The sequence below is a fragment of the Streptomyces sp. CB01373 genome (assembly GCF_002803075.1).
Classification (GTDB): Bacteria; Actinomycetota; Actinomycetes; order Streptomycetales; family Streptomycetaceae; genus Streptomyces.
In genome coordinates, this window is sequence record NZ_NNBK01000032.1 from 14,061 (window position 1) to 33,661 (window position 19,601).

The window sequence follows — 19,601 nt, forward strand, 5'->3', positions numbered from 1 at the left end:
AAGGGCCGGGCAAGGAGAGCCCGCGATGAAGCCCGCCGCAAGCTCCTGACGTGAACAAGGCCGTTGTCAGTGCCGCGTGCGATCCTCACCCCGGAAGCGGGCACTTCAGAAGGAGGCCGGGTGGCGACGGGACGTCCGCGGAAGGATCCACGCGATCCGGTGCTGATTCTGCGGGATGCCGGGCTCGAACCACTGGAGCTTTATCCAGGAAGTGATAAGCCCTGGCGCTGCCGCCATGAAGCGTGCGGGAGAGAAGTGTCACCGCGGCTGGGCAACATTGCCGCGGGCCGGCAGGGCGGCTGCGGGTACTGCTCAGGCACGGCATCGATTCCTCCGGAGGAGGCGGTGGAGTTGATGCGCTCGGCCGGCCTGGAACCGCTGGAGCCGTATCCCGGGGCGACACCCCCTTGGCGCTGCCGGCACGTGCCGTGCGGTCGGGAGGTCAAGCCGCGCTACTCGTACATCAAACGCGGAGGGGGACCGTGCCGATGGTGCGCGCCGAACGCGCCGGTCGATCCGGACCAGGCCGCCGCGCTCATGAGGTCGGCGGGTCTGGAACCGTTGGAGCCATATCCCGGGACCGACATCCCCTGGCGGTGCCGCTGCACAACCTGCGGCACGATCGGGACACCCACTCATGGGTCGGTCAAGGGCGGACAAGGGGGCTGCGGCCCATGCGGGCGCAAGAACGCCGGGCAGGGCATCAACCGGGCATGGTCGCGTCGCCGCGAACTGCCCCGCACGGACGGCGACCGGGCCGCAATTGAGGCGAAGGACTTCGACCTCGAGCCGCTGGAGTCCTACCCGGGACCGAGCGGGCTGTGGCACTGCCGCCACGTCGCGTGCGGCCGAGACGTCGAGATCAGGTTGAGTAACCTCAGGCGCGGCCTTCGGGCATGCCCGTACTGCCCTCCCTCCCCGGGTGGCCGACGCCGCTGGCCCGCGGACGAAGCCGAGGCCCTCATGCGTGCTGCCGACCTGGAACCGCTCGAACCGTACGCCGGGCGTCGTGACAAGGCGTGGCGGTGTCTCTGCAACGGCTGTGGGCGAGAGACGTCACCGAGTCTGGGCGGCATTCTGGCGGGCCAAGGCGGCTGTCGGCACTGCGCCGACGTGAGGGCGGCAGCGGGTAGAAAGACCGACCCAGACAGCGCGGTGGCTGCCATGCGCGCGGCCGGGCTGGAGCCGCTGGAGCCCTATGCCACCTCGGTGACTGCGTGGCGGTGCCGTTGCACAACCTGCGGCAACGAGGTCTCCCCGACGCTCATGAAAATCCGTGCTGGTGGAGGATGCAAGTTCTGTGCCACCCACGGCATCGACCTGGCAGGACCGTCGAAGGTCTACGTGATCACCCACCAGGAGTGGAAAGCCGTCAAGATCGGGATCGGCGCCTGCACCGGCTACACCTCTCGCCTCATCCAACACGAACGCCAGGGTTGGCAACTGCATCAGGCCCGTGAATACACCACCGGCGCAGCCGCCTACGACGTCGAGCAGGCCGTGCTGGGCCGCCTGCGTCAGGCCGGACTCGTTCCTTTCCTCACGAGCGACGTCATGCCGAACGGCTGGACCGAGACCTGCTCCGCAGCCCGCATCACGGCGGCCGAGGTCTGGGCCATGGTCGATGAGGAAACACGGAGCGCAGAAAAACCCTATGCGCCCCGAGTTGGCGGCCGACCACGTGCTGCGGTCCTCATCGACGCGGAGGCCGCAGCCGCTGAGATGCGGGCTTGCGGATACGAGCCACTCGTGCCATATCCCGGCCGCACCAACGCGACTTGGCCCTCGCGCTGCACGACCTGCGGGCACGAGGGGCGTCCTACGTTCAACGCCGTCCGTAACGCGGGCCAGCGCTGTCGCGTCTGCCGGGCAAAGGAGACCCAGGCGAAACGCGCCGCCACGAACGCGCCGAAGGCCCGAGAAACCATGCGCACCGCCGGACTCGAACCGCTGGAACCCTATCCGGGCAGCCAAACGCCGTGGCGGTGCCGCTGCACCACATGCGGTCGCGAAACCAGCCCCACCTACTCCAACGTCAACAGCGGTTCGAAGGGCTGCCGGTTCTGTGCCCTCAACTCGGCAACCGACGAGCGTGCGTCCGCCGAAGTGCGAGCGGCCGGGTTCGAGCCGCTGGAGCCGTACCCCGGCCGCACCACGGACCATTGGCGCTGCCGCTGTTCCTGTGGAAACGAAGTAGCGACGCGCCTGTCCTCCATCCGGTCGGGCACCACCGGCTGCAAGAAGTGCCCCCGATCCGGTGGCCGAACCGATCCCGCGACAGCCGCCGCGGAGGCACGCGCCGCCGGGTTCGAGCCGTTGGAGCCCTATCCGGGGAAGACCACCGACCGGTGGCGCTGCCGCTGCAGGTGCAGCACGGCCATCACCCTCACCCTGACCAGCCTCAGAGGAGGCCGTACCGCGTGCGGAACGTGCTCCCGAGGCGCGACTCGATAACCGTTGGTCATGATGCACGCCGCCGCTGCACCAGTAGTCGAGCAAGCCCGGGTTCCGTCGTACGAACCTTCTTTAGGAGATCGCTGCCGCCCGACGGCATCCTCGGTATCGGCCCCCTTTGAAGATGAGTTCGCCGGATCATGAGCGCTTCGGCGTCCAGCGATGTGGCCGAGGTCCTGTCGACGGTAGTCGACTGTCAGCTGACATGGGCAGGCCGCACAGTCTTCAATGGCGTCATGGCCACGCCGATGTCAACACCCCCGCCCCCCACTCTGGAGACGATCGCGGGTAGCGCCACGCTGGACGAAGTCCTGAAGTGTCTACGCGCGCGGCGGCCGGTGTTCCACTCCGAGGCCGATCTCCAGCACAGTTTCGCCCTCGCCGTAGGCGAGGTCGCACCGGAGGTGAGGTGCCGTCTCGAGATCCCGGTGCGCGGAAGCAACGCCTCGGAGTACCTGGACCTCCTGTGCCTGGGGCCGGCGAGCCGTACGGCAATCGAGTTCAAGTACGTAACCCGACAATGGTCGGGTACTACAGGGACGCCTCCCGAGGAGTACGCCTTGCGCGGACACAACGCCCCGGACGTCGCACGTAGGGACTTCCTGCGGGACGTAGCAAGGCTGGAACGCTTCTGCGACCGCGAGGACCAGAACGGGCTGGCCCTGCTCATCACAAACGAGGCGGCCCTGTGGCGCCCCAGGCAACACAGGATGCCCACCAGGGACGAGGAGTTCCGCATCCACCACGGGCGCGAACTGAGCGGCACCTTGCTGTGGGCCGGCGGTTCCTTCCCGGACAACACCCGAGTGCTGCGCGGCGCCTACACGCTCGCCTGGCGTCAGTACACCCAACTGGAGGGTTCAAGTGGCGAGTTCCGCTGCCTTGCGGTGTTCATCACTCCGAGCGCCGCGCAGCCCCAGTGGCCACACGAGACGTAACCAGCAGACTGCCTCGCATGTCATTGATCACGGGAATCTGCCCTGATGGGAATCTGCCCTGGGTGAAGGCACTAGCCTCGATTCCGGAGACATCGAAAACCTCCTTCACGACTCCGAGCAGCACGTGGATCCAAACGTCGTCGAGCAGACCGTCGGGGGCTCATGCCGGCGGCCGGTGGAACGGCATGTGAGTGTCGATCACCTTCGGCACCAAGACTGTGAAGGCAGTGTGAAAGCACTGGTCATTCGATATGGTGATCCCCTTCACAGCAAGGGGGGCGCAGTGCCGTACACCGCAGAGATCAGCCGAACCAATCCGGGTTGCTTCATCTTCCTCGTGGACCAGTCCGCCTCCATGAGCGATCCCATGGGCGCCGGTGAGGTCGCGCAGCAGAGGGCCGAGGTCGTCTCCGACGCGATCAACCGGCTGCTGACCGAACTGTCCGTCAAGTGTGCCAAAGAGGAAGGCGTACGGGACTACTTCCACGTGGCCGTGATCGGGTACGGACACAATCACGTGGGCTCCGCGTTCCAGGGGGCGCTGGCCGGGCGCGACCTCGTTCCGCTGAGCGAGGTCGCCAACAACCCGGCGCGGGTGGAGAGCCGTACCAAGAAGGTGCCGGACGGCGCCGGCGGCCTGGTCGAGACCTCGGTGCAGTTCCCGGTCTGGATGGACCCGGTGACCAACGGCGGCACGCCCATGACACGCGCCCTCGGCTACGCTGACAGCCTCGTCGCGAACTGGGTCGAGGCCCACCCGAGCGGCTTCCCGCCGATCGTGCTCAACCTCACCGACGGCGAGTCCACCGATGGCGACCCCACCAGCGCCGCCATCGCGCTGGCCTCGCACGCCACCGCGGATGGCGCGGTCCTCCTGTTCAACCTCCACGTGTCCGGCAGCGGCGGCACACCGGTCACCTTCCCGGACAGCGAGGAGGGGCTGCCGGACACGTACGCCCGGCTGCTGTTCCAGATGTCCAGCGTGCTGCCCAGCCACATGCGCTCCTACGCGGCCTCGCAGGGGCACCGCATCAGCGAGACCACCCGGGGCTTCGTCTACAACGCGGACATCACCTCCATCGTGGAGTTCCTGGACATCGGCACCCGCGCCACCGAGCTGCGCTGACCACCGAGACGGAGCTGCGCTGACCATGGAGGACGTTTCGGCCCTGCCGGAATGCCAGCTGCTGCGGGTGCCCAAGGCGGGCAACACGCTCAAGGAGTGCGAGGACGCCGGGCGGTCCTGGGTCGGGGACGCACGGGCCGACGACCAGGGCCGTACCGTCCTCCCACTGTACGCGGCGGTGTCCGACGGCGCCTCGGAAAGCCTGCTCGCGGGCGCCTGGGCAGAGCGTCTCGTCGCGGACGCCGTCGAGTCGATGTCCCTCGGCCGCGACTGGTGGGACGACGTGGACACGTTCGTCGTCGACCTCATGGAACGGTCCGCGCCTCGCTGGGAGGCGTACCTCGAGTGGTACCGGGCGGAGCGCGACGCCCGTGGCCGGCCCATCACCTGGTACGAACAACCCGGCCTGGAGAAGGGCGCGTTCGCGACCGTCCTGGGGGCGGAGGTCCGAGCCACCGTGTCCGGTGACGGTACGGCCGATTGGTCCTGGCACGCCTTCGCCCTGGGCGACAGCTGCCTGTTCCACCTGCGGGACGGTGTCGTCCGGCGGGCCTTCCCCGTCGAGGACGTCGAGGGCTTCGGCATCACCCCCCAGCTCCTCGGCAGCCGTAACCACGACACGGCCCTGGTGGCCCAGCGGCTGCGGCTCGCCCACGGCACCCTGGCGCCGGGCGACGAGGTGCTGCTGGCCAGCGACGCGCTCGCGGCCTGGCTGCTGTCCCCGCACCACGGGCACCGGGCACCGGGCACCGTGCTGGCCACGCTTGCCGAGGTGGGCGATGAGCCCTTCACGGAGTGGGTGGAGGACCAGCGGGCGCGCGGGCTCATGCGCAACGACGACGTGACCCTGATCCGGATCCGGGTGAGAACGGAGGCGTGATGGCTGTGTCCCGCGGCGGTCGCCAAGCCACCGGAACCGGTGCGGTCCGGAAGTTCCCCACGGGCGCGAACTACGCGGAGGCCCTGCAGCACCCCGAACTCTGCTTCCGCGATCCCGATCTCCAGCAGGGAACCGTCCAGCAGAGCCCCATCCTCGGACCCAAGGCGATCTCTGGCAACTTCGCCAGCGTCTTCTCCGTCACCACGCGGGACGGGCAGCGCTACGCGCTCAAGTGCTTCACCCGAGACACCTCCGCCATCGGCGTCCGTTACACCGCGATCAGCGCTGCCCTGCGCGCCCTCGACACCAGTGGCCTCTCCCAGCCGTGGCCTGTGCGCTTCGAGTTCTTGGAGCAGGGCGTGCTGGCTCTCGGCGACTGGTTCCCGGTGGTGCGGATGGCGTGGGTGCAGGGCACCGACCTCATGTCATGGATCGACCGCCACCGCCACGACTCGGCTGCCGTCCTCGCCCTAGCCGACCGCTTCCTCGCGCTGGCGGGCGACCTGGAGGACCACGGCATCGCCCACGGCGACCTGCAGCACGGCAACATCCTCGTGGCGGACGACAACACCCTCCGGCTCGTCGACTACGACGGCATGTACGTCCCCGCCCTCAAGGGCGAGGCGGCGACGGAGAACGGCCACCGCAACTACCAGTCGCCGCAGCGCAGCGCCGCCGACTTCGGGCCGACCATGGACCGCTTCTCGGCCTGGCTCATCCACCTCTCCCTAATCGCCGTCGCCACCGACCCCGGCCTGTGGACCCAGCTCCACGACACCCAGGGCGAGTACCTGATCCTCTCCGAGCCCGACTTCAAGGACCCGGCGACCTCCCTGGCCTGGCCCCTGCTCCTCGGCCACTCCGACCAACGCGTCCGCACGGAGGCCGCCCGCGTCCAGAGCTTCCTCGGGCAACCCTGCTCCGGGCTGCCCCGCCTGACCGCCGCCGCCCTCACGCTCCCCGCCCCACCCCGCAAGCGAAAGGGCGGCGCCGCGGCTCCGACGGCGACCAGCGGTACGACGGGTGCCGCCGCCCCGGCAAATGCACCTTCCGGTGGCATCCCAGCCTGGCTGGTGGATCGCGTGGCGTCCGCCCCCGCCAGAGCGGTGCCGACTAGCGCGCCGGCCCCCGCCTCCGCCGGCTTCACCGAGCGCTGCCCTCGCGACCTGGCGGCCGCGGCCACCGCCGTACTGAGCACCGCCGCCCCCGCCGTGCTCGCGGTCACTGTCGGACAGCCGGAGGGCTACCTGCCTGCCGCGCAGGGGGCCGCCCTACTCGCCTCGGCCGCCATGATCGGCGTAGGCCGGCGGCTCAGGCCGGAGTACCGCACCGCCCGCCAACGGGTCCGGGGACTACGTCGCCGGGCCCGCGAACTCAAGGATCCGGCCGGCGCCCACCGGCGGCTGGAGCAGGAGATCCAGAAGCTGGACGCCGCCACGGCCAAGGACGGCGCGGCCACCGACAAGCGCATCCAGACCCTCCAGACCGACCTGCGCGACGGACTGGCCCGCATCACTATGGACCTGAACCGCCGCACCGACCAGTCCGGCAAGCGCAAGGCGGAACTGCCCGCCAGAGAGCAGAGCATGATCGCCGCCGCGCTGGAACCCGCGGTGCGCCAGCACGTCGAGGCGAAGCTGCGCGCCACCTCGATCCAGGAAGCGCGGTCACTGCCGAACATGGGCGCCAAGACGGTCGGGGCTCTGGTGCAGGCCGGTATCCGCACGGCGGCCGACTTCACGGGGGTGTCCTACTCCCAGAGCCAGGGTTCCGGGAGCCGTGTCGCCTACTTCGTCCGCCCAGGCGGCCACCACGTCCGCGTGTCCGGCGTGGGCGAAGCGCGGGCGAGTGCCCTCGACGCATGGCGGCGGTCCCTGGAGCAACGGGCCAGGGCCTCCGCACCCGCCAAGCTGCCCGGGCCCGCCCTGACGAGGATCCGCGCAGAGATCGCCACGCTGCGGGCGCAGTACGACCAGGAGGTAAAGCAGGCGGAGAGCAAGGCCCAGCAGGACAGGGACGTCCTCCAAAAGCAGATCACCGACGAACGGCAGCGGCTCACGGCCGACCGACAGCAGCGCGCTATGGAGACCCAGCGCAGGCGTGCTGACCTGTTGCAACGCCAGAAGCAGCTGAGCGGCGCCGAGGCGGAACGAGCGAGAGTGAAGGGCGAACTCAGCACCGCACGGACGGAGACCCGACGCAACCTCGGTGTCCGGAAATACGTCACATTCCTGTTGACGGGCCACTGAACCAGGCGACAGGACAGGGAGATCGGGCTCGGCCGTCTGGTTCCTCCAGTCCGGTGAGACGGCCGGCAGCGGCCCCATGTCGCCTTCGACCACGAGGGACTGGACGTCTTCGTGCTGGAGACGGGTGAGTACGGCTTCCAGTCGTTGCCAGACCGCGTTGATGACGGCCTCCGTGAATGCAGGCAGGAGGACAGAAGGCACGGTGAGGACTGCCTCGGACGTGGCGTCCGTCCATCCGTCACCGGGAATGGGGTGGTAGAAGCCGCCGTCGCGGCGCAGCGTCAGTACAGTCCGGCGGAGCAGGTCTCGGGCGACTTCCTCGCCGTCGCGGTCGAGGAGGCTGTAGTTCTGGCCGAGGACGAGGTCGAGTTTGCCGGTGTCGTCGTCATCGAGCGGCAGTGAGACTAGCGGGCCGGTGTCCGGTGCGGGGGCTGATCCGTAGACCGGCCGCCCCGATATGAACTTGAAGGGGCGGAGGGTCCAGCCGCCCGGCCCGAGGAGGCGGTTCAGCTTCGCGACCCCTTGGGATGAGTGGTCAACGTCGGGCTGCACCTCGGGATGCACGAACCGCGCTAGGAAGGCGAGCAGAACCTCGTCAGGGCCATCGAGGAGTTGAAACTGGGGGTATTCGAAGACCCAGTCGTCAGACCAGTCGAGTGGGTTGTTGATCCGGTACTGGAAAATGTCTTCAGGTGCCGCCGTGAACCGGGAGTCCGTCGACGCCAGCCTGTCGAGGTCGTACAGGGATCCCAAAAAGTCGACCTCGTCGAGCATTCCCCACCAGGGGCCGCCCTCACCGCACAGGTAGTCGAAGATGTCGCGTCGCGCGAGTGTCGTGATCCTCTGTGTGCTCTGTGGCGCCGGGTAGGCGCGAACTGCGTCATGCCCCCAGGATGGACGTCCGTCGACTCACCCGGCAGGCGAATGAACATCCTGGCTTTCTGACTTCAGACGCCATCCGCTTTATGCGCGTGATCGTTTGGATCGGGCTAGGTGCGCATGAACTCCGGCTGGCTCCCGGCATAGCCGGGACCAGGACGTCAACGCGAGGGCGGCCGTCACCGCGGTATCCACCTCGCGCGATGCCAGCCGCTCCGGACAACCGGTGGTGCCGCCCCGGCAGCGACCCCGCCGTTTGGCAGACCTCGGCCTTCGTGTGGGGTCTGCGCACCACGGGTTTAGCGTCGCTGGCAGCGATCCCGTAGCTCGGCGATGACCGCCCTCTCGTGTGTGTTGAGATCCCCGTCAACGGCGGCGACCCGTTCGGCGGCGTAGACAACGTCACTGAGATCCCCAGGCTCGGCATCGATGCGGTGCCATACCTCGCCCGGGTCAATGTTGACGACGTTGGCGAGTTGCTCGTCATCGACCTGATGCCGTTCCCAGGCAAGCCGCGTCAGCCGCTGGAACAGCAGGCGCTCGGCATCAGTGATCTCGCCGTCCGCGTTGATGACGAGCCACGCGACCCACAGCATCAGCCTCGGGTGCTGCGTACGTCGGATCAAAGTGTCGGCGAGTTCAATTACCTCTGCCTCGTCACGAAACACGGATTTGGCATAGCGTCCTGCGGCCAAGGTCGTGTAGCGGTTCACGAGGATGGTCAAGGGGATGCCAACGCCGGGGATGCCGAACTTGATGATATTGCGTTGCAGGAGGTGTTTCCCGACGAACGGAAGGCTTTTCGCGGCGGCAAGGACCGCACCGGAGTAGTACTTCTTGAGGACTTGCCGGACCAGGCCGGGTACGAACTTCAGGCTGACGCGGGCGGCTTCTCCGGCCTTTATACCGAGTGCCACCCGGACGAGTTTCATCGTGTCTTCGGGATCGTCCACGTCCAGGGGAATCCGGTAGATCACCGCGATGTCGTAGGCCAGGCGCATCTGCAGCTGGGTAATGTACGTCAGGTCAACCATAAAGGTGAAGACACCGGCCGGAACAGTGGCAGGGCTGGCGCCACCCAACGACCCGATGGTGGCAGCGATCGTCCCGTTGTAAAGGCTGGAGGTGATCCCGCCTTCAATCATGGCGTTCTTTACCGCGAGCTTGATCTGCTGCCCGACTATGCCGTCCGCGGGCACGCCCTTGTACTTCTGCTGGAAATACTCCCAGGTGGCCTTCTCGGCGTACGACCGCAGCGCCTGGGTGCAGAGTTTCGTAAACCAGCCGCCCGACTTGATGTCGTCCGCGCTCAGCCCTGCGACAAACTCCCGCAGTTTGGCCCGCTCCTGTTCGACAGCTTCGCGGTCGGCGTCGGCGTCGTCGTCGCCGGCGTTGTCGAAGCTAGGCAGCACTTCGGTCACAGCGGGGTCCCCTCCCAGATAGTTCAGCGACCTGCAAGGTTGCCAGATATGGGCAGAGGAGCGGTGGTACCCGCGCAATCCCACCGCTCCTCGTTGTGGGGGGGGTCACGTCGTCGCGTGACCTCAGTGACCGACACCGGCATACGCGAGGTCATCGTCATCGACTCCGGCCGCGCCGGATTCACCGCCGCCCTCTACACCGCCCGCGCCAGAGTTCAAGCCGCTCCTCTTCGGCAGTGCCATCTTCGTCGGCGGTGCGCTCACCACCACAACCGAGGTCGAGAACTTCCCCGGCTTCCCCAAGCGCCCTTGACGGGGCTGAAGCGCACCATGACCCCGTCAAGGTGCGCCATACGGTCCGCTACCGTGCGCGCTTTCCCTCCCTTCGCGGGCCGATGCGCGCACGGCCGCGTTTATCCAACGGCCCTGTCGGCGGCAGCCTGTGCTCGTGCCTATGTTCCGGGTCCCGACCAATGACAGGTTCCACGGTGCCGTCGTGGGCAGGACAGCACCGTAGAGGGGCGCGGCCGTCCCAGGTGGCGTAGTGCAGTCGTGACGAGCGTGTGGGGCCAGACGGCGTGTGCCCAGCGTTCTCGCTTTACGCGCCTCAGGCACCCCGCCCAGCCGGGGGCTCTCGCTGGCGGTTCTCAGTCGAAGATTGCGTACAGGTCCTTCATCAGGGCCGCGGGACCGCTCCGCGGGACCGCTTGCGGCTCCACGGCGGCTGGCAGGCCCACGCCGACATAACGTGCCGGGGCCAGCGCGTACTCATGCTCGCGCACAGTCGCCACATCCGCCGAGAAGCAGAAGCCGGACTCGTCTTGGTAGGCCAGGTTTGCTTCCTGCGCTGATGCCGTGCCTCGCCAGGCGTGGTAGGTGCCAGCGATTTTTGCGAGGTCGGCTTCTGTCAGATTCCGCTCGGTCCGGTCAACCATCTCGCCCATTCCGCGGGCGTCGATGAAAAGGGTTGTGCCGCGCCGGTCGTCCAGGCGTTTCGCGCCCTGGGGGGACTTGTCTTTGGTCAGGAACCACAGGCAGGCCGGGATCTGGGTCGTCCGGAAGAGTTGGGGCGGCAATGCAACCATGCAGGCGACCAGGTCAGCTTCCACCATCGCCTGGCGGATCTCAGCCTCGACTCTGGGCGAGGAGTGTGAGCCGTTGGCGAGGACGACGGCGGCCGTCCCGCGGTCGGACAGTTTCGAGACGGCGTGCTGGAGCCACGCGAAGTTGGCGTTGTTCCTCGGAGGAACCCCGTACTGCCAACGGACGTCGCTCTCGTCCCGCGCCCAGTCCCTCATGTTGAACGGCGGGTTGGCCATCACGAAGTCGGCCTTGAGGTCCGGGTGCTTGTCGTCGGCCAAGGTATCGCCCCAACGGGCGGCCAGGTTGGCGTCGATGCCGTGGATGGCGAGGTTCATCTTGGCCAGGCGCCAGGTGCGCTCGTTGACCTCTTGGCCGTAGACCGCGATGTCGGCCTTGTGGCCGCGGCCCCCGTGTGCCTCGATGAACTTGCTCGCCTGGACGAGCATGCCGCCTGTGCCGCACGCCGGGTCGTACACGCGCCCGTTGTACGGCTCCAGAATCTCCACGATCAGCCGGACCACTGATTGAGGGGTGTAGAACTCGCCACCCTTCTTGCCCTCCGCGCGCGCGAAGTTGTTGAGGAAGTACTCGTACACGTCGCTCAGCACGACCTGGGCCGGCTTGTCCTCGGTGCTGCCGAAGCGCGCGTCGGTGATGAGGTCGAAGAGTTCGGCCACGCGCTGTTGGCTGGCGTCATCGCGGTTGAAGACCTTGGGGAGAACGCCCGCCAGAGAGGCGTTCTCCCGCATGACCGTGTCCATCGCCTCGTCGAGGAGCTTGCCCACACCCTGCCTCTTAGCGTTCGCGGCGATCCAGGGCCAACGGGCGGTCTCCGGTACCCAGAAGACGTGGGCGCCGGTGTACTCGTCGCGGTCCTCCAGGAAGACGCCGATTCGGTCGTCCGAGAGGCCGTCCTCGGCAAGCTCCTTGGCGAGCTTGTTCCGGTGCTCGTCGAACGCGTCGGAGACGAACTTTAGGAAGATCAGCCCGAGTATGAACTCCTTGTACTGGGCGGAGTCGACGGAGCCGCGCAGCTTGTCGGCTGCCTTCCAGAGGATCGCCTGGATCTCCTCGGGGGTGGAGGCGCTCAAGTTTCCTCCTGCTCGGTGGACTTCTTCTCGCGCGGTGGCATGCGGTGGACGGTTCCTTCCACCGAGTCATTGTCCATGACCGAGGTTTGTGGTGTCTCGCGAGCGTTGTACCGTACCGGCGACCTACTGTTTTTCTCATTGTCTTGAACCGGGGGCGGGGCGAAGGTGTCGACTATCGGACTGGCCGCAGCCATCGAGGAGCTGCGCCAAGAGCTGTACGAGGCGCAGCAGCTTGGCATCAACCAGCAGTTCGCCTTCGGCGTCGAGGAGGCCGAGCTGGAGCTGCAGCTGGAGCTGCGTAAGTCCGCCAAAGGGGACGGCAAGCTTTCCTTCGGCGTAGTTGTCGTCGGCGCGGGGGGCGAGCAAACCACCGTCCGTACCCACAAGCTGGTGCTGAAGCTGTCGGTCAAGGACCGGGCCCTCGGAGGCGCGCGCCCCGAGATCGGCGACGACGAGTTCGGGTCGCTGGACGAGGAGTGACGTGGATCGCCGCAGACTGGCTCTGATCCGCAGCGGGGGCACCGGTGAGGGGCGCCTCACCGTCGGCTCCGGCTATCTGATCGCCCCGCGGCTCGTACTGACCGCCCGCCATGTGCTGGAGGACCGCGACACGGGAACGCTGTGGCCGGTCATCACCGTACGCGTAGGCCACCACCTCGACGGCGAGACGACGCGCGCGGACGCGGAGCTGCTCTGGGCCCACCCGGACGGGCTGGACGTCGCACTGCTGCGCATCGACCGCAAGATCGATCCGCCCGGCTCCGTCCGCTGGGGTTGCCCAGCGGGCACCGCGCTGTTGCCGTACGAGGGCCTCGGCTATCCCTGGGCCGCCAAAGGGGAGACCCGGGCCCCGGAGCACCTGCGCGGTGTGCTGCCGGTCCTCTCTGGAGGCAAGGACCGCTACGTCCTCGACCAGGGACCGGCCCCCACCGCCCGTACCGACGGCGGGAACGCCTGGGGCGGGGCCTCGGGCACGGCGATCTTCTGCGGCGGCCACCTCGTCGGCGTCGTGACCGAGGAGGACCACGCCTACGGAGCCCGTCGGCTGATCGCCCTGCCGGTGTCCTCCTTCGCCGGGGACGGCGGCTTCGTGTCCCACGTCGAGGAGCAAACCGGTCGGTCTCCCGAGCTGAGTGCGATCGGCGCGTCCCTGCCCGAGGCCGGGCCCGCCGCCGAGCGCACGCCCGCTGAGCGCGAACTGGAGACGCTGCTTGCGCCGTTGTTCTCGCACCCCGGCGTCCGTGTCGACCACGCCCGGGCCCTGGCGCGCGAACTGGGCTACGAGGCCCAGGGGTATGAGCCCACTGCTGCCGACCTCGTGGCGCTCCTCATGGCCCATCCCCGAGCGCTCGCGTCTCTCGGCGAAGCCCTCGCGAGCAGCGCGCAGGGGACGGCCCGCACCGCGCTGACTCGTCTGTTCTCGTGGGCCAGGGGACTCGACTGCGGGTCGCTGCTCTCCGTGAACGAGTACGACGCCCTGATCGGCCTGCTGCGCCGGCTCTGCGAGAAGCAGCCGGCGCTGCTGCCCCGAACAGCCGGTGAGGCGCTGCGGTACGTCGTACTTCCGGAGATCCTCACCCGTCCGCAGCTCAGCGCGGACGATGTCTGCGGCGTGGTCGAGGGCTTGGAGGATCTGTCCGACGGTGTGAGCGGTCCCGAGGATGCCCCGCCGGTGCCGGCGCTACTGCGGCTCGTCGAGTACGTGGCGGCGGCCGCGGGCGACGGGCTGGGCGACGACCTGCGCGCGTGGTCGGGGAAGACCGCCCGGCGGCTCGGTATCCACGCCGGGGCCTTGGCCGAGCGGCGTGCGGACGCCGCCCAGTGGGCGAAGCGCGCAGCGTCGCCGGTGTCGCGGGTCGTGATGGAGTTGGCACACGACCCCGCCGCGGGAGACGACCGGTACCGGGTCCGGATTCTGCTCGTCCGCGACGACGGTTCGTACCGCGTGCTCAAGGAGGCGGAGTCGGAGCCCAAGACCCCGCGGGAGGCGGCGAGCACCCTGAGCGAGGCGGTCTTCGCCGCGGCCCAGGAGCCGGGGCAAGGCGACCATGTGCCGTGGGTGACCGTCGTGGTCGACCGGGCGGGGCTCGACTTGGCCGTCGACGAATGGGAGCCCGGAGCGCTCGACGACATTCTTCCGGCGTGGCCGATCGGAGCGGAATACCGCGTCTCCCTGAGCTGCCCGGAACTCAGTGACCAGAGGCCGGAACGCGAAGGCGACCAGGAGCGCCGGTGGAAGAACGGACGCGCGTCGGTGCTCGTCACCGGCCGGACGTCCGGCGACGCCAGGCAGCTCGTGAATCTGCTGAAGACTGAGCATCGTGATACCGCGCGGGTGGTTCTCCACGGCCCCGCCAACGAGCGTCGGTCCTGGTTGCTGAAATGTCTCGTCCTGGGCGTCCCGGTCGTGCTGTGGGACCGTGAGGCCATTGGCTACGAGGACGCAGGGAGACTGGAGATCCTGGCTCCCGCCGGCGACCTGGAGGGACTTCCCGAGCGGGTCCGGGGCTTCCGGAGCGACTCGGCGGCTTGCCCGGCGGAGCGGCGGGCACGGCCCTCCCTCGTGTGGGAACCGGAAGGTCGTCTCCCGCAGACTGAGTCGCTTCAACTGAGTGACCCTTGGAGAGGATCGCACGCGTCATGACCACCTCAGAGCCCCTGGCCGGTACAAGCCCTCGGCTTTCATCCTCCGACGGCGGAGGCGACGACTGGTGGCTGTTCCGCGGAGACGGCGAGCGCCGTGAGGTACCGTTCCCCGCTGCACCCCCGTGGCGCCGGTTCGACCGGCAGGAGACCGTGACCGGTGACAGGGTTCCGTACCCGCGGCCCTACCTCATCGGCCCCGACGAGGTGGAGGTGGTGAACGCGGCACTCCACCTGCGCCGACCCCTCCTGGTGACCGGGCAGCCCGGCACGGGCAAGTCCTCGTTGGCCCACGCCATCGCTCACGAACTCGCGCTCGGCCGTGTCCTGCAGTGGCCGGTGAACAGCCGCTCAACTCTTCAGGATGCCCTTTACCTCTATGACGCCGTCGGCCGGCTGCGCGAGGCGACCCTGCGGCGCGACGCGGACGGCACCGAACCGGACATCGGCCAGTACATCCGGCTCGGCCCTTTGGGCAACGCGCTTGTGCCCCGGGAGCGCCCCCGCGTGCTGCTCATCGACGAGCTGGACAAGGGTGACGTCGATCTACCCAACGACCTGCTGACCGTCTTCGAGGAGGGTGAGTTCGCCATCTCCGAACTCACCCGGCTGCCCGCGAGCCACGCACCGGTACACGTTCGAACCGACGACCTGGATGAGACCGCCCCGGTCACGCGCGGCCGCGTCCGCTGCCGTGAGTTCCCGGTTGTAGTCATCACCAGTAACGGCGAACGGGAATTCCCGCCCGCCTTCCTGCGGCGCTGCGTTCGCCTCGATCTCCCCGAGCCCAACGAGCGGCGGCTTCGGGAGATCGTCGCCGCGCACCTCGGTCCCGACGCCCTGGACGACACCGACGACCTGCTGCGGGAGTTCCTCGAACGCCGTGCCGAGGGCGAACTGGCCACCGATCAGCTGCTGAACGCAGTCTTCCTCCGCAAGGGTGGCGTGAACCTCGACGCGGCTTCCCTCCTCCAGGGCGTCCTGCACCGCCTCGGCGGAGCCGTGTGACGCCGTGATCTCGCGCGTGACGAAGGTCCTGGCCGAGAGCGGGGTGGAGCTCTCTCTGGAGGAACTCCTGGACGCCATGTGGCTCGCCGGGAAGCTGCCTCGGGACTCCGGGCCCCTGGTGCGCTCCATCGGCGTGGCCGCTGCGAGCTCGGAGCGGCACGGCGAGCCCCACCACGAGGGGTCGACGGTGGCGGCGCCGGAGGCCGCGGAGCCCGCACCAGAGCCGACCGCTGCGGAGTCCACGAAGAAGCGGTCCGCGCGCCCGCTTCTGGCCTCGGCGCAGGCCAGTCCCACCGAAGACGCGCCAGCGCTCGCGGGCCTGTCACCGGCGTTCGCAGTCCGCGCCCCGGACAGCAGCATCCTCGGCGCCGGGCAGCTCCGGCTCGGCAAGTCCCTCCGGCCGCTGCGGCAGCGCTTCCCCGACCGGCGCCAGCAGGAACTCGACGTCACACGAACCGTCGCTGCCATCGCTGAGACGGGCGTGCCCGAGACCGTCGCCCGTGCGGTGCGCACCCGCTGGCTGTCCCTGGCCCTCGTGGTTGACGACGGCGTCTCCATGGTCCTCTGGCAGCGGCTCGCCGCCGACGTCCGGGCACTGATGGAACGTGCTGGGGCCTTCCGAGACGTGCGTGTGTACGGACTCGACACGCGCAGCGACACTCCGTCTCTGCGGACCACCCCCTACCGCCACCGCGGCCGGCTCTTATCGCCGAAGGTCCTGTGCGACCTAACCGGCAACACCCTCGTCCTGGTCGTCAGCGACGGTGTGGGCGAAGCCTGGCGGGACGGCGGGATGCGCCGGGTGACGGACCGCTGGGGACGTTGCGGTCCCATCGCGATCGTCCAGGCACTGCCGTCCCGGCTCTGGGCGAGCACCGGCATCGGCGCACGGCGCTGGCAGGTCACCACCCATCGCCGCGGCGGCCCCACCCGCGCCTGGCACGTCACCGACCCTGACCTGCCGCCGGACCTGGTCCGCTTCGACTCCGTACCCGTCCCGGTCCTCGCGCCGACCCCTGCGGCCGTCGCCGACTGGGCGTGGCTCGTCGCCTCACCCGGCGGCACAGCGCTCCTCCCGCTGTGGGACGCCGGCCGTCCCGGCTCCAGCCGGACCGTCGCCGACGCCCGGGACGGCGACGCCGCCGAAGCGGTACTCCGCTTCAGGGAGGCCGCGTCCGCCGAGGCGTATCGGCTCGCGGCCCACGTGGCGGCCGTCGCCCCCGTCACGCCGCCCGTGATGCGCCTGGTGCAGGCCGCCCTCGGGCCGCCGACAGACATCGGACACCTCATGGAGGTGTTCCTAGGGGGCTTGATGCACGAGCTCGACGCCGACGGTGCGGACCGGCTGCCGCACCACCGGCGGTACGACTTCACAGACGGCGCCCGGCGCGTTCTCCTCAGCGCCGTCTCCCCTAGGGAATTGCTGCGCACCGCCGAGGCTGTGACGCAGCGCATTGAGGCCGCCGTCGGCCGCGCCCCGGTCTTCCCGGCGTGGGTCGGGCACCCGGACGGCGCGGCCGTCATCGACGACACCGGGCGCTCCTTCGGCTGGCTACGGGAGCAGGCACTATCGCGGCTCGGCATCCCGTCCGCCGACGCAAGGCCAGTGGCGCCCATGCCGAAAACCCGTGTCCCCGAGGGCGAGACCGGGGATTCCACCGAGCCCCGGGACTCCGCAGCCGCCGGGACTGATGAGGCGTACGACGACGCGCCGGGCGAGACCCTGCCAGCCGGCTGGGTGGAGCTCCTGCCGGAGGACCCGGTACGGCTCGGTCGATTCCGGCTCCGTGCACGCAGTGCCCACGGGTGGCCTCACCTGACGATGTACCTGGCCGAGGACGATGACGGCACCGTCGCCACGGTCCGGGCGCCGGTCATGCTGCATACCCGCGACCCGGGAACCGCGCGGGACCTCGTCCGGACGGAAGCCGAGTGCCTGACGCGGATGCAGGGCACGCATGCCCCCGCACTCCTCGGTGTGGCGGCGCCCACCACAGGGGAGCTGCCGTGGGTCGCGGCGAGCTGCGTCCACGGCCGCACAGACGCCCCGTCCTCACCGCCCGCACCGAACCTGCGCGCCGTCCTCGACGAACACGGTGGAATGGTCCCGGAGGAGCTTTTCTTGCGGATCGGGCTGGGCCTGACGGAGGCCGTTGCCTTCGCCCACTCTCGGGGGCTCGTGCACGGCTCGCTCTCACCCCTGGCCGTTCTCGTGACCGACCGCGACGTCCGGCTGGTCGGTTGGGCGACCGCGACGATCGACGGAGTCGACAGTGCTCACCGCGACGTGCTGCCCCTCAGCGACACCTACCTGGAGGCGGACGACGACGAGCGGTCGCTCACGCCGCAGAGCGATGTGTACGCCGTCGGTGCGCTGCTGCTGGCCTTCCTCTCGGGACGGTGGAGCGACCCCAGGGACGACAACTCGCGACATGGTCCCCTGACCAACCCCAGGATCGGCCCGGTGCTCCTGCGGACTCTTTGGCGTTGCTTGGAGCGTGATCCCGCCCGCAGACCCTCCGCCGCTACCCTGGCCGAGGCGTTCGCCCTTGCGTCCGGAGGCCCGACGGCCGACCGAGCGTCGAAGGAGGTCGTCGCTGAGGACGTCCGGCGGGTTCGGGATCTGGCGGGGCGGGACATCGGCACCTACGGGCTGGAATTCGCCCGTCTTCTCCTGACGTTCTCGAACCAACTGGCCTCCGTGGGGCAGCGGGAGGAGTCGCTCGCTGCGGCCCTGGAGAGCGTGGAGGTGTACCGAGAGCTGCTGTCGGTAGGGGGTAACTCCGCCCCCGTCCCCTTCTCGTCTGGTCTCGCCGAGGCCCTCAGTAATCTTTCCGTGCGACTGGGCGAAGCCGGCCGGGCGCGGGAGAGTCTCGACGCGGTCGCAGAAGCGGAGACGCTGTACCGGGAGCTGAGTCGCCGGGACTTCGGCTTCTTCGGCGCGGGCCACGCCATGACCCTGAACAACCAGTCCAACCGCTTGGCGGAGGCAGGTCGGTACCGTGAGGCACTCCAGGCTATCGAGGAGGCTGTTCTCATCGGGCGCAGAAGGGCCGAGCTGGGTGAGCCGGCGGTTGGGGGCGATCTGGCGAGGAGTCTCACGAACCTGGGCAGCCGCCTGGGCGACCTGGGACGGCAGGGCGAGGCTCGGACGGCCGTCGCCGAGGCTACCCAGATCTACGGTGCCCTGCCTCCGGAGGAGGCGCGGCGCGTCTGGACGGACCACGCCATGAGCCTGATCAATTTCGCCGTCCTGCTCGGCGACGAAGGACGTCACGACGACGCCCTGAGTGTGGTTGACGCGAGCTTCGCCGTGCTGGACCAGTACGGAGACGAACGGTCGCGGGCTGCGTTCGAGATTCAGGAGTGGTCCCGGCGCATCAGGCACTGGCTGGAGGGCCCCGCCGCGCGGGCACCCGGTCAGTAGTCGGCAGCACGGCGGAGAAGTTGGTGCCCAGGTGTGTGCTCGATGCGCCACGGTCCGATGCCTGCACCGCCCCGGGCTGGCGCCCACCAAGCACCTGGCGCAGCGAATCGGCACCCGGCTAGTCAGCACCACTGCGCCCCGGTCAGCCCGGGCCCATGGCTCCCGAAAAGGCATCGAGAGGTCGCATCGGCCGCGCGTAGCGCGCTGGCTGCACGACGACGCCCCGCCGCAGCAAGCCGGCGGGGCGTCGTCGTATCAGGCCCCCGTCTACGCAGGACCCCCCGCCGGAGCATCATTCGTTTCGAACGTCTGTTCCGAAAAAGGGGTTGCCTCAACCCATGTAGTCCCAGCGGCGATTGCCGCGCAGCCCATCGGTCGTGGGGCCCATGCCGCTCTGGGTAT

12 protein-coding genes and 2 pseudogenes are annotated in these 19,601 nt (G+C 69.0%); 11 read left to right on the top strand and 3 right to left on the bottom strand.

The window, feature by feature from the left end; translation table 11 throughout:
- Nucleotides 1–1,164 precede the first annotated feature (1,164 nt).
- The 6 genes from CG719_RS35640 to CG719_RS36995 all read left to right on the top strand — a co-directional run bounded on the left by CG719_RS35640 (nucleotide 1,165) and on the right by CG719_RS36995 (nucleotide 8,049).
- Entirely contained in the window at nucleotides 1,165–2,454 is a 1,290-nt protein-coding gene (locus tag CG719_RS35640) for a hypothetical protein (RefSeq protein ID WP_159025028.1), read from the top strand.
- A gap of 236 nt (nucleotides 2,455–2,690) precedes the next feature.
- Nucleotides 2,691–3,392 carry a hypothetical protein gene (locus CG719_RS34625; protein ID WP_234375908.1) on the top strand — a complete coding sequence of 234 codons (702 nt, stop codon included), beginning with the start codon at nucleotides 2,691–2,693 and terminating at the stop codon, nucleotides 3,390–3,392.
- Between the two features lie 283 nt (nucleotides 3,393–3,675).
- Nucleotides 3,676–4,518: a vWA domain-containing protein gene (locus CG719_RS34630; protein ID WP_100572672.1), complete on the top strand. Its 843-nt coding sequence runs from the start codon at nucleotides 3,676–3,678 to the stop codon at nucleotides 4,516–4,518.
- 25 nt (nucleotides 4,519–4,543) lie between these two features.
- A complete protein-coding gene (locus tag CG719_RS34635) occupies nucleotides 4,544–5,398 on the top strand; it encodes a hypothetical protein (protein WP_100572673.1) in 855 nt (284 codons plus the stop codon).
- Nucleotides 5,398–7,647, top strand: coding sequence for a hypothetical protein (locus CG719_RS34640; protein WP_100572674.1), 2,250 nt, complete (start codon nucleotides 5,398–5,400; stop codon nucleotides 7,645–7,647). Before CG719_RS34635 ends, CG719_RS34640 begins: the two co-directional genes overlap by 1 nt.
- 111 nt (nucleotides 7,648–7,758) lie before the next feature.
- Nucleotides 7,759–8,049 (top strand): hypothetical protein, encoded by a 291-nt coding sequence (locus CG719_RS36995; RefSeq protein WP_234375909.1) that lies wholly within the window; start codon nucleotides 7,759–7,761, stop codon nucleotides 8,047–8,049.
- Between the two features lie 90 nt (nucleotides 8,050–8,139).
- Here CG719_RS36995 and CG719_RS37000 read toward each other — a convergent pair.
- Both CG719_RS37000 and CG719_RS34650 read right to left on the bottom strand, forming a co-directional pair.
- A pseudogene (locus CG719_RS37000) lies at nucleotides 8,140–8,487 on the bottom strand (Shedu anti-phage system protein SduA domain-containing protein); the annotation flags it as partial.
- Nucleotides 8,488–8,825: 338 nt separating this feature from the next.
- Entirely contained in the window at nucleotides 8,826–9,947 is a 1,122-nt protein-coding gene (locus CG719_RS34650) for a hypothetical protein (protein ID WP_234375910.1), read from the bottom strand.
- Nucleotides 9,948–10,073: 126 nt separating this feature from the next.
- Here CG719_RS34650 and CG719_RS37005 point away from each other — a divergent pair.
- Nucleotides 10,074–10,251: pseudogene (locus CG719_RS37005) on the top strand (thioredoxin-disulfide reductase); the annotation flags it as partial.
- A 343-nt stretch (nucleotides 10,252–10,594) separates the two neighbouring features.
- Here the strand turns inward: CG719_RS37005 and CG719_RS34660 are convergent.
- Nucleotides 10,595–12,121 (bottom strand): class I SAM-dependent DNA methyltransferase, encoded by a 1,527-nt coding sequence (locus CG719_RS34660; protein ID WP_234375911.1) that lies wholly within the window; start codon nucleotides 12,119–12,121, stop codon nucleotides 10,595–10,597.
- A gap of 165 nt (nucleotides 12,122–12,286) precedes the next feature.
- Here CG719_RS34660 and CG719_RS34665 point away from each other — a divergent pair, with 165 nt between their 5' ends.
- Genes CG719_RS34665 through CG719_RS34680 form a run of 4 tightly spaced genes read left to right on the top strand, consistent with a single transcriptional unit; the run spans nucleotide 12,287 to nucleotide 19,199 of the window.
- The gene (locus CG719_RS34665) at nucleotides 12,287–12,601 is read left to right on the top strand and encodes a trypco2 family protein (RefSeq protein ID WP_100572675.1); all 315 of its coding nucleotides are present in this window, start codon (nucleotides 12,287–12,289) and stop codon (nucleotides 12,599–12,601) included.
- Between the two features lies 1 nt (nucleotide 12,602).
- Nucleotides 12,603–14,765, top strand: a complete 2,163-nt coding sequence (locus tag CG719_RS34670; protein WP_100572676.1) for a VMAP-C domain-containing protein — start codon at nucleotides 12,603–12,605, stop codon at nucleotides 14,763–14,765.
- Nucleotides 14,762–15,772 carry an AAA family ATPase gene (locus CG719_RS34675; RefSeq protein WP_100572677.1) on the top strand — a complete coding sequence of 337 codons (1,011 nt, stop codon included), beginning with the start codon at nucleotides 14,762–14,764 and terminating at the stop codon, nucleotides 15,770–15,772. Before CG719_RS34670 ends, CG719_RS34675 begins: the two co-directional genes overlap by 4 nt.
- A gap of 16 nt (nucleotides 15,773–15,788) precedes the next feature.
- Nucleotides 15,789–19,199, top strand: a complete 3,411-nt coding sequence (locus CG719_RS34680) for a protein kinase family protein (protein WP_159025029.1) — start codon at nucleotides 15,789–15,791, stop codon at nucleotides 19,197–19,199.
- Nucleotides 19,200–19,601 lie beyond the last annotated feature (402 nt).

What these genes read in the sequence shown, in the direction of transcription:
- CG719_RS35640 (WP_159025028.1), top strand. Translation starts at nt 1,165, where the DNA reads ATGCGCGCGGCCGGGCTGGAGCCGCTGGAGCCCTATGCCACCTCGGTG.
- CG719_RS34625 (WP_234375908.1), top strand. Translation starts at nt 2,691, where the DNA reads ATGGCCACGCCGATGTCAACACCCCCGCCCCCCACTCTGGAGACGATC.
- CG719_RS34635 (WP_100572673.1), top strand. Translation starts at nt 4,544, where the DNA reads ATGGAGGACGTTTCGGCCCTGCCGGAATGCCAGCTGCTGCGGGTGCCC.
- CG719_RS34640 (WP_100572674.1), top strand. Translation starts at nt 5,398, where the DNA reads ATGGCTGTGTCCCGCGGCGGTCGCCAAGCCACCGGAACCGGTGCGGTC.
- CG719_RS34675 (WP_100572677.1), top strand. Translation starts at nt 14,762, where the DNA reads ATGACCACCTCAGAGCCCCTGGCCGGTACAAGCCCTCGGCTTTCATCC.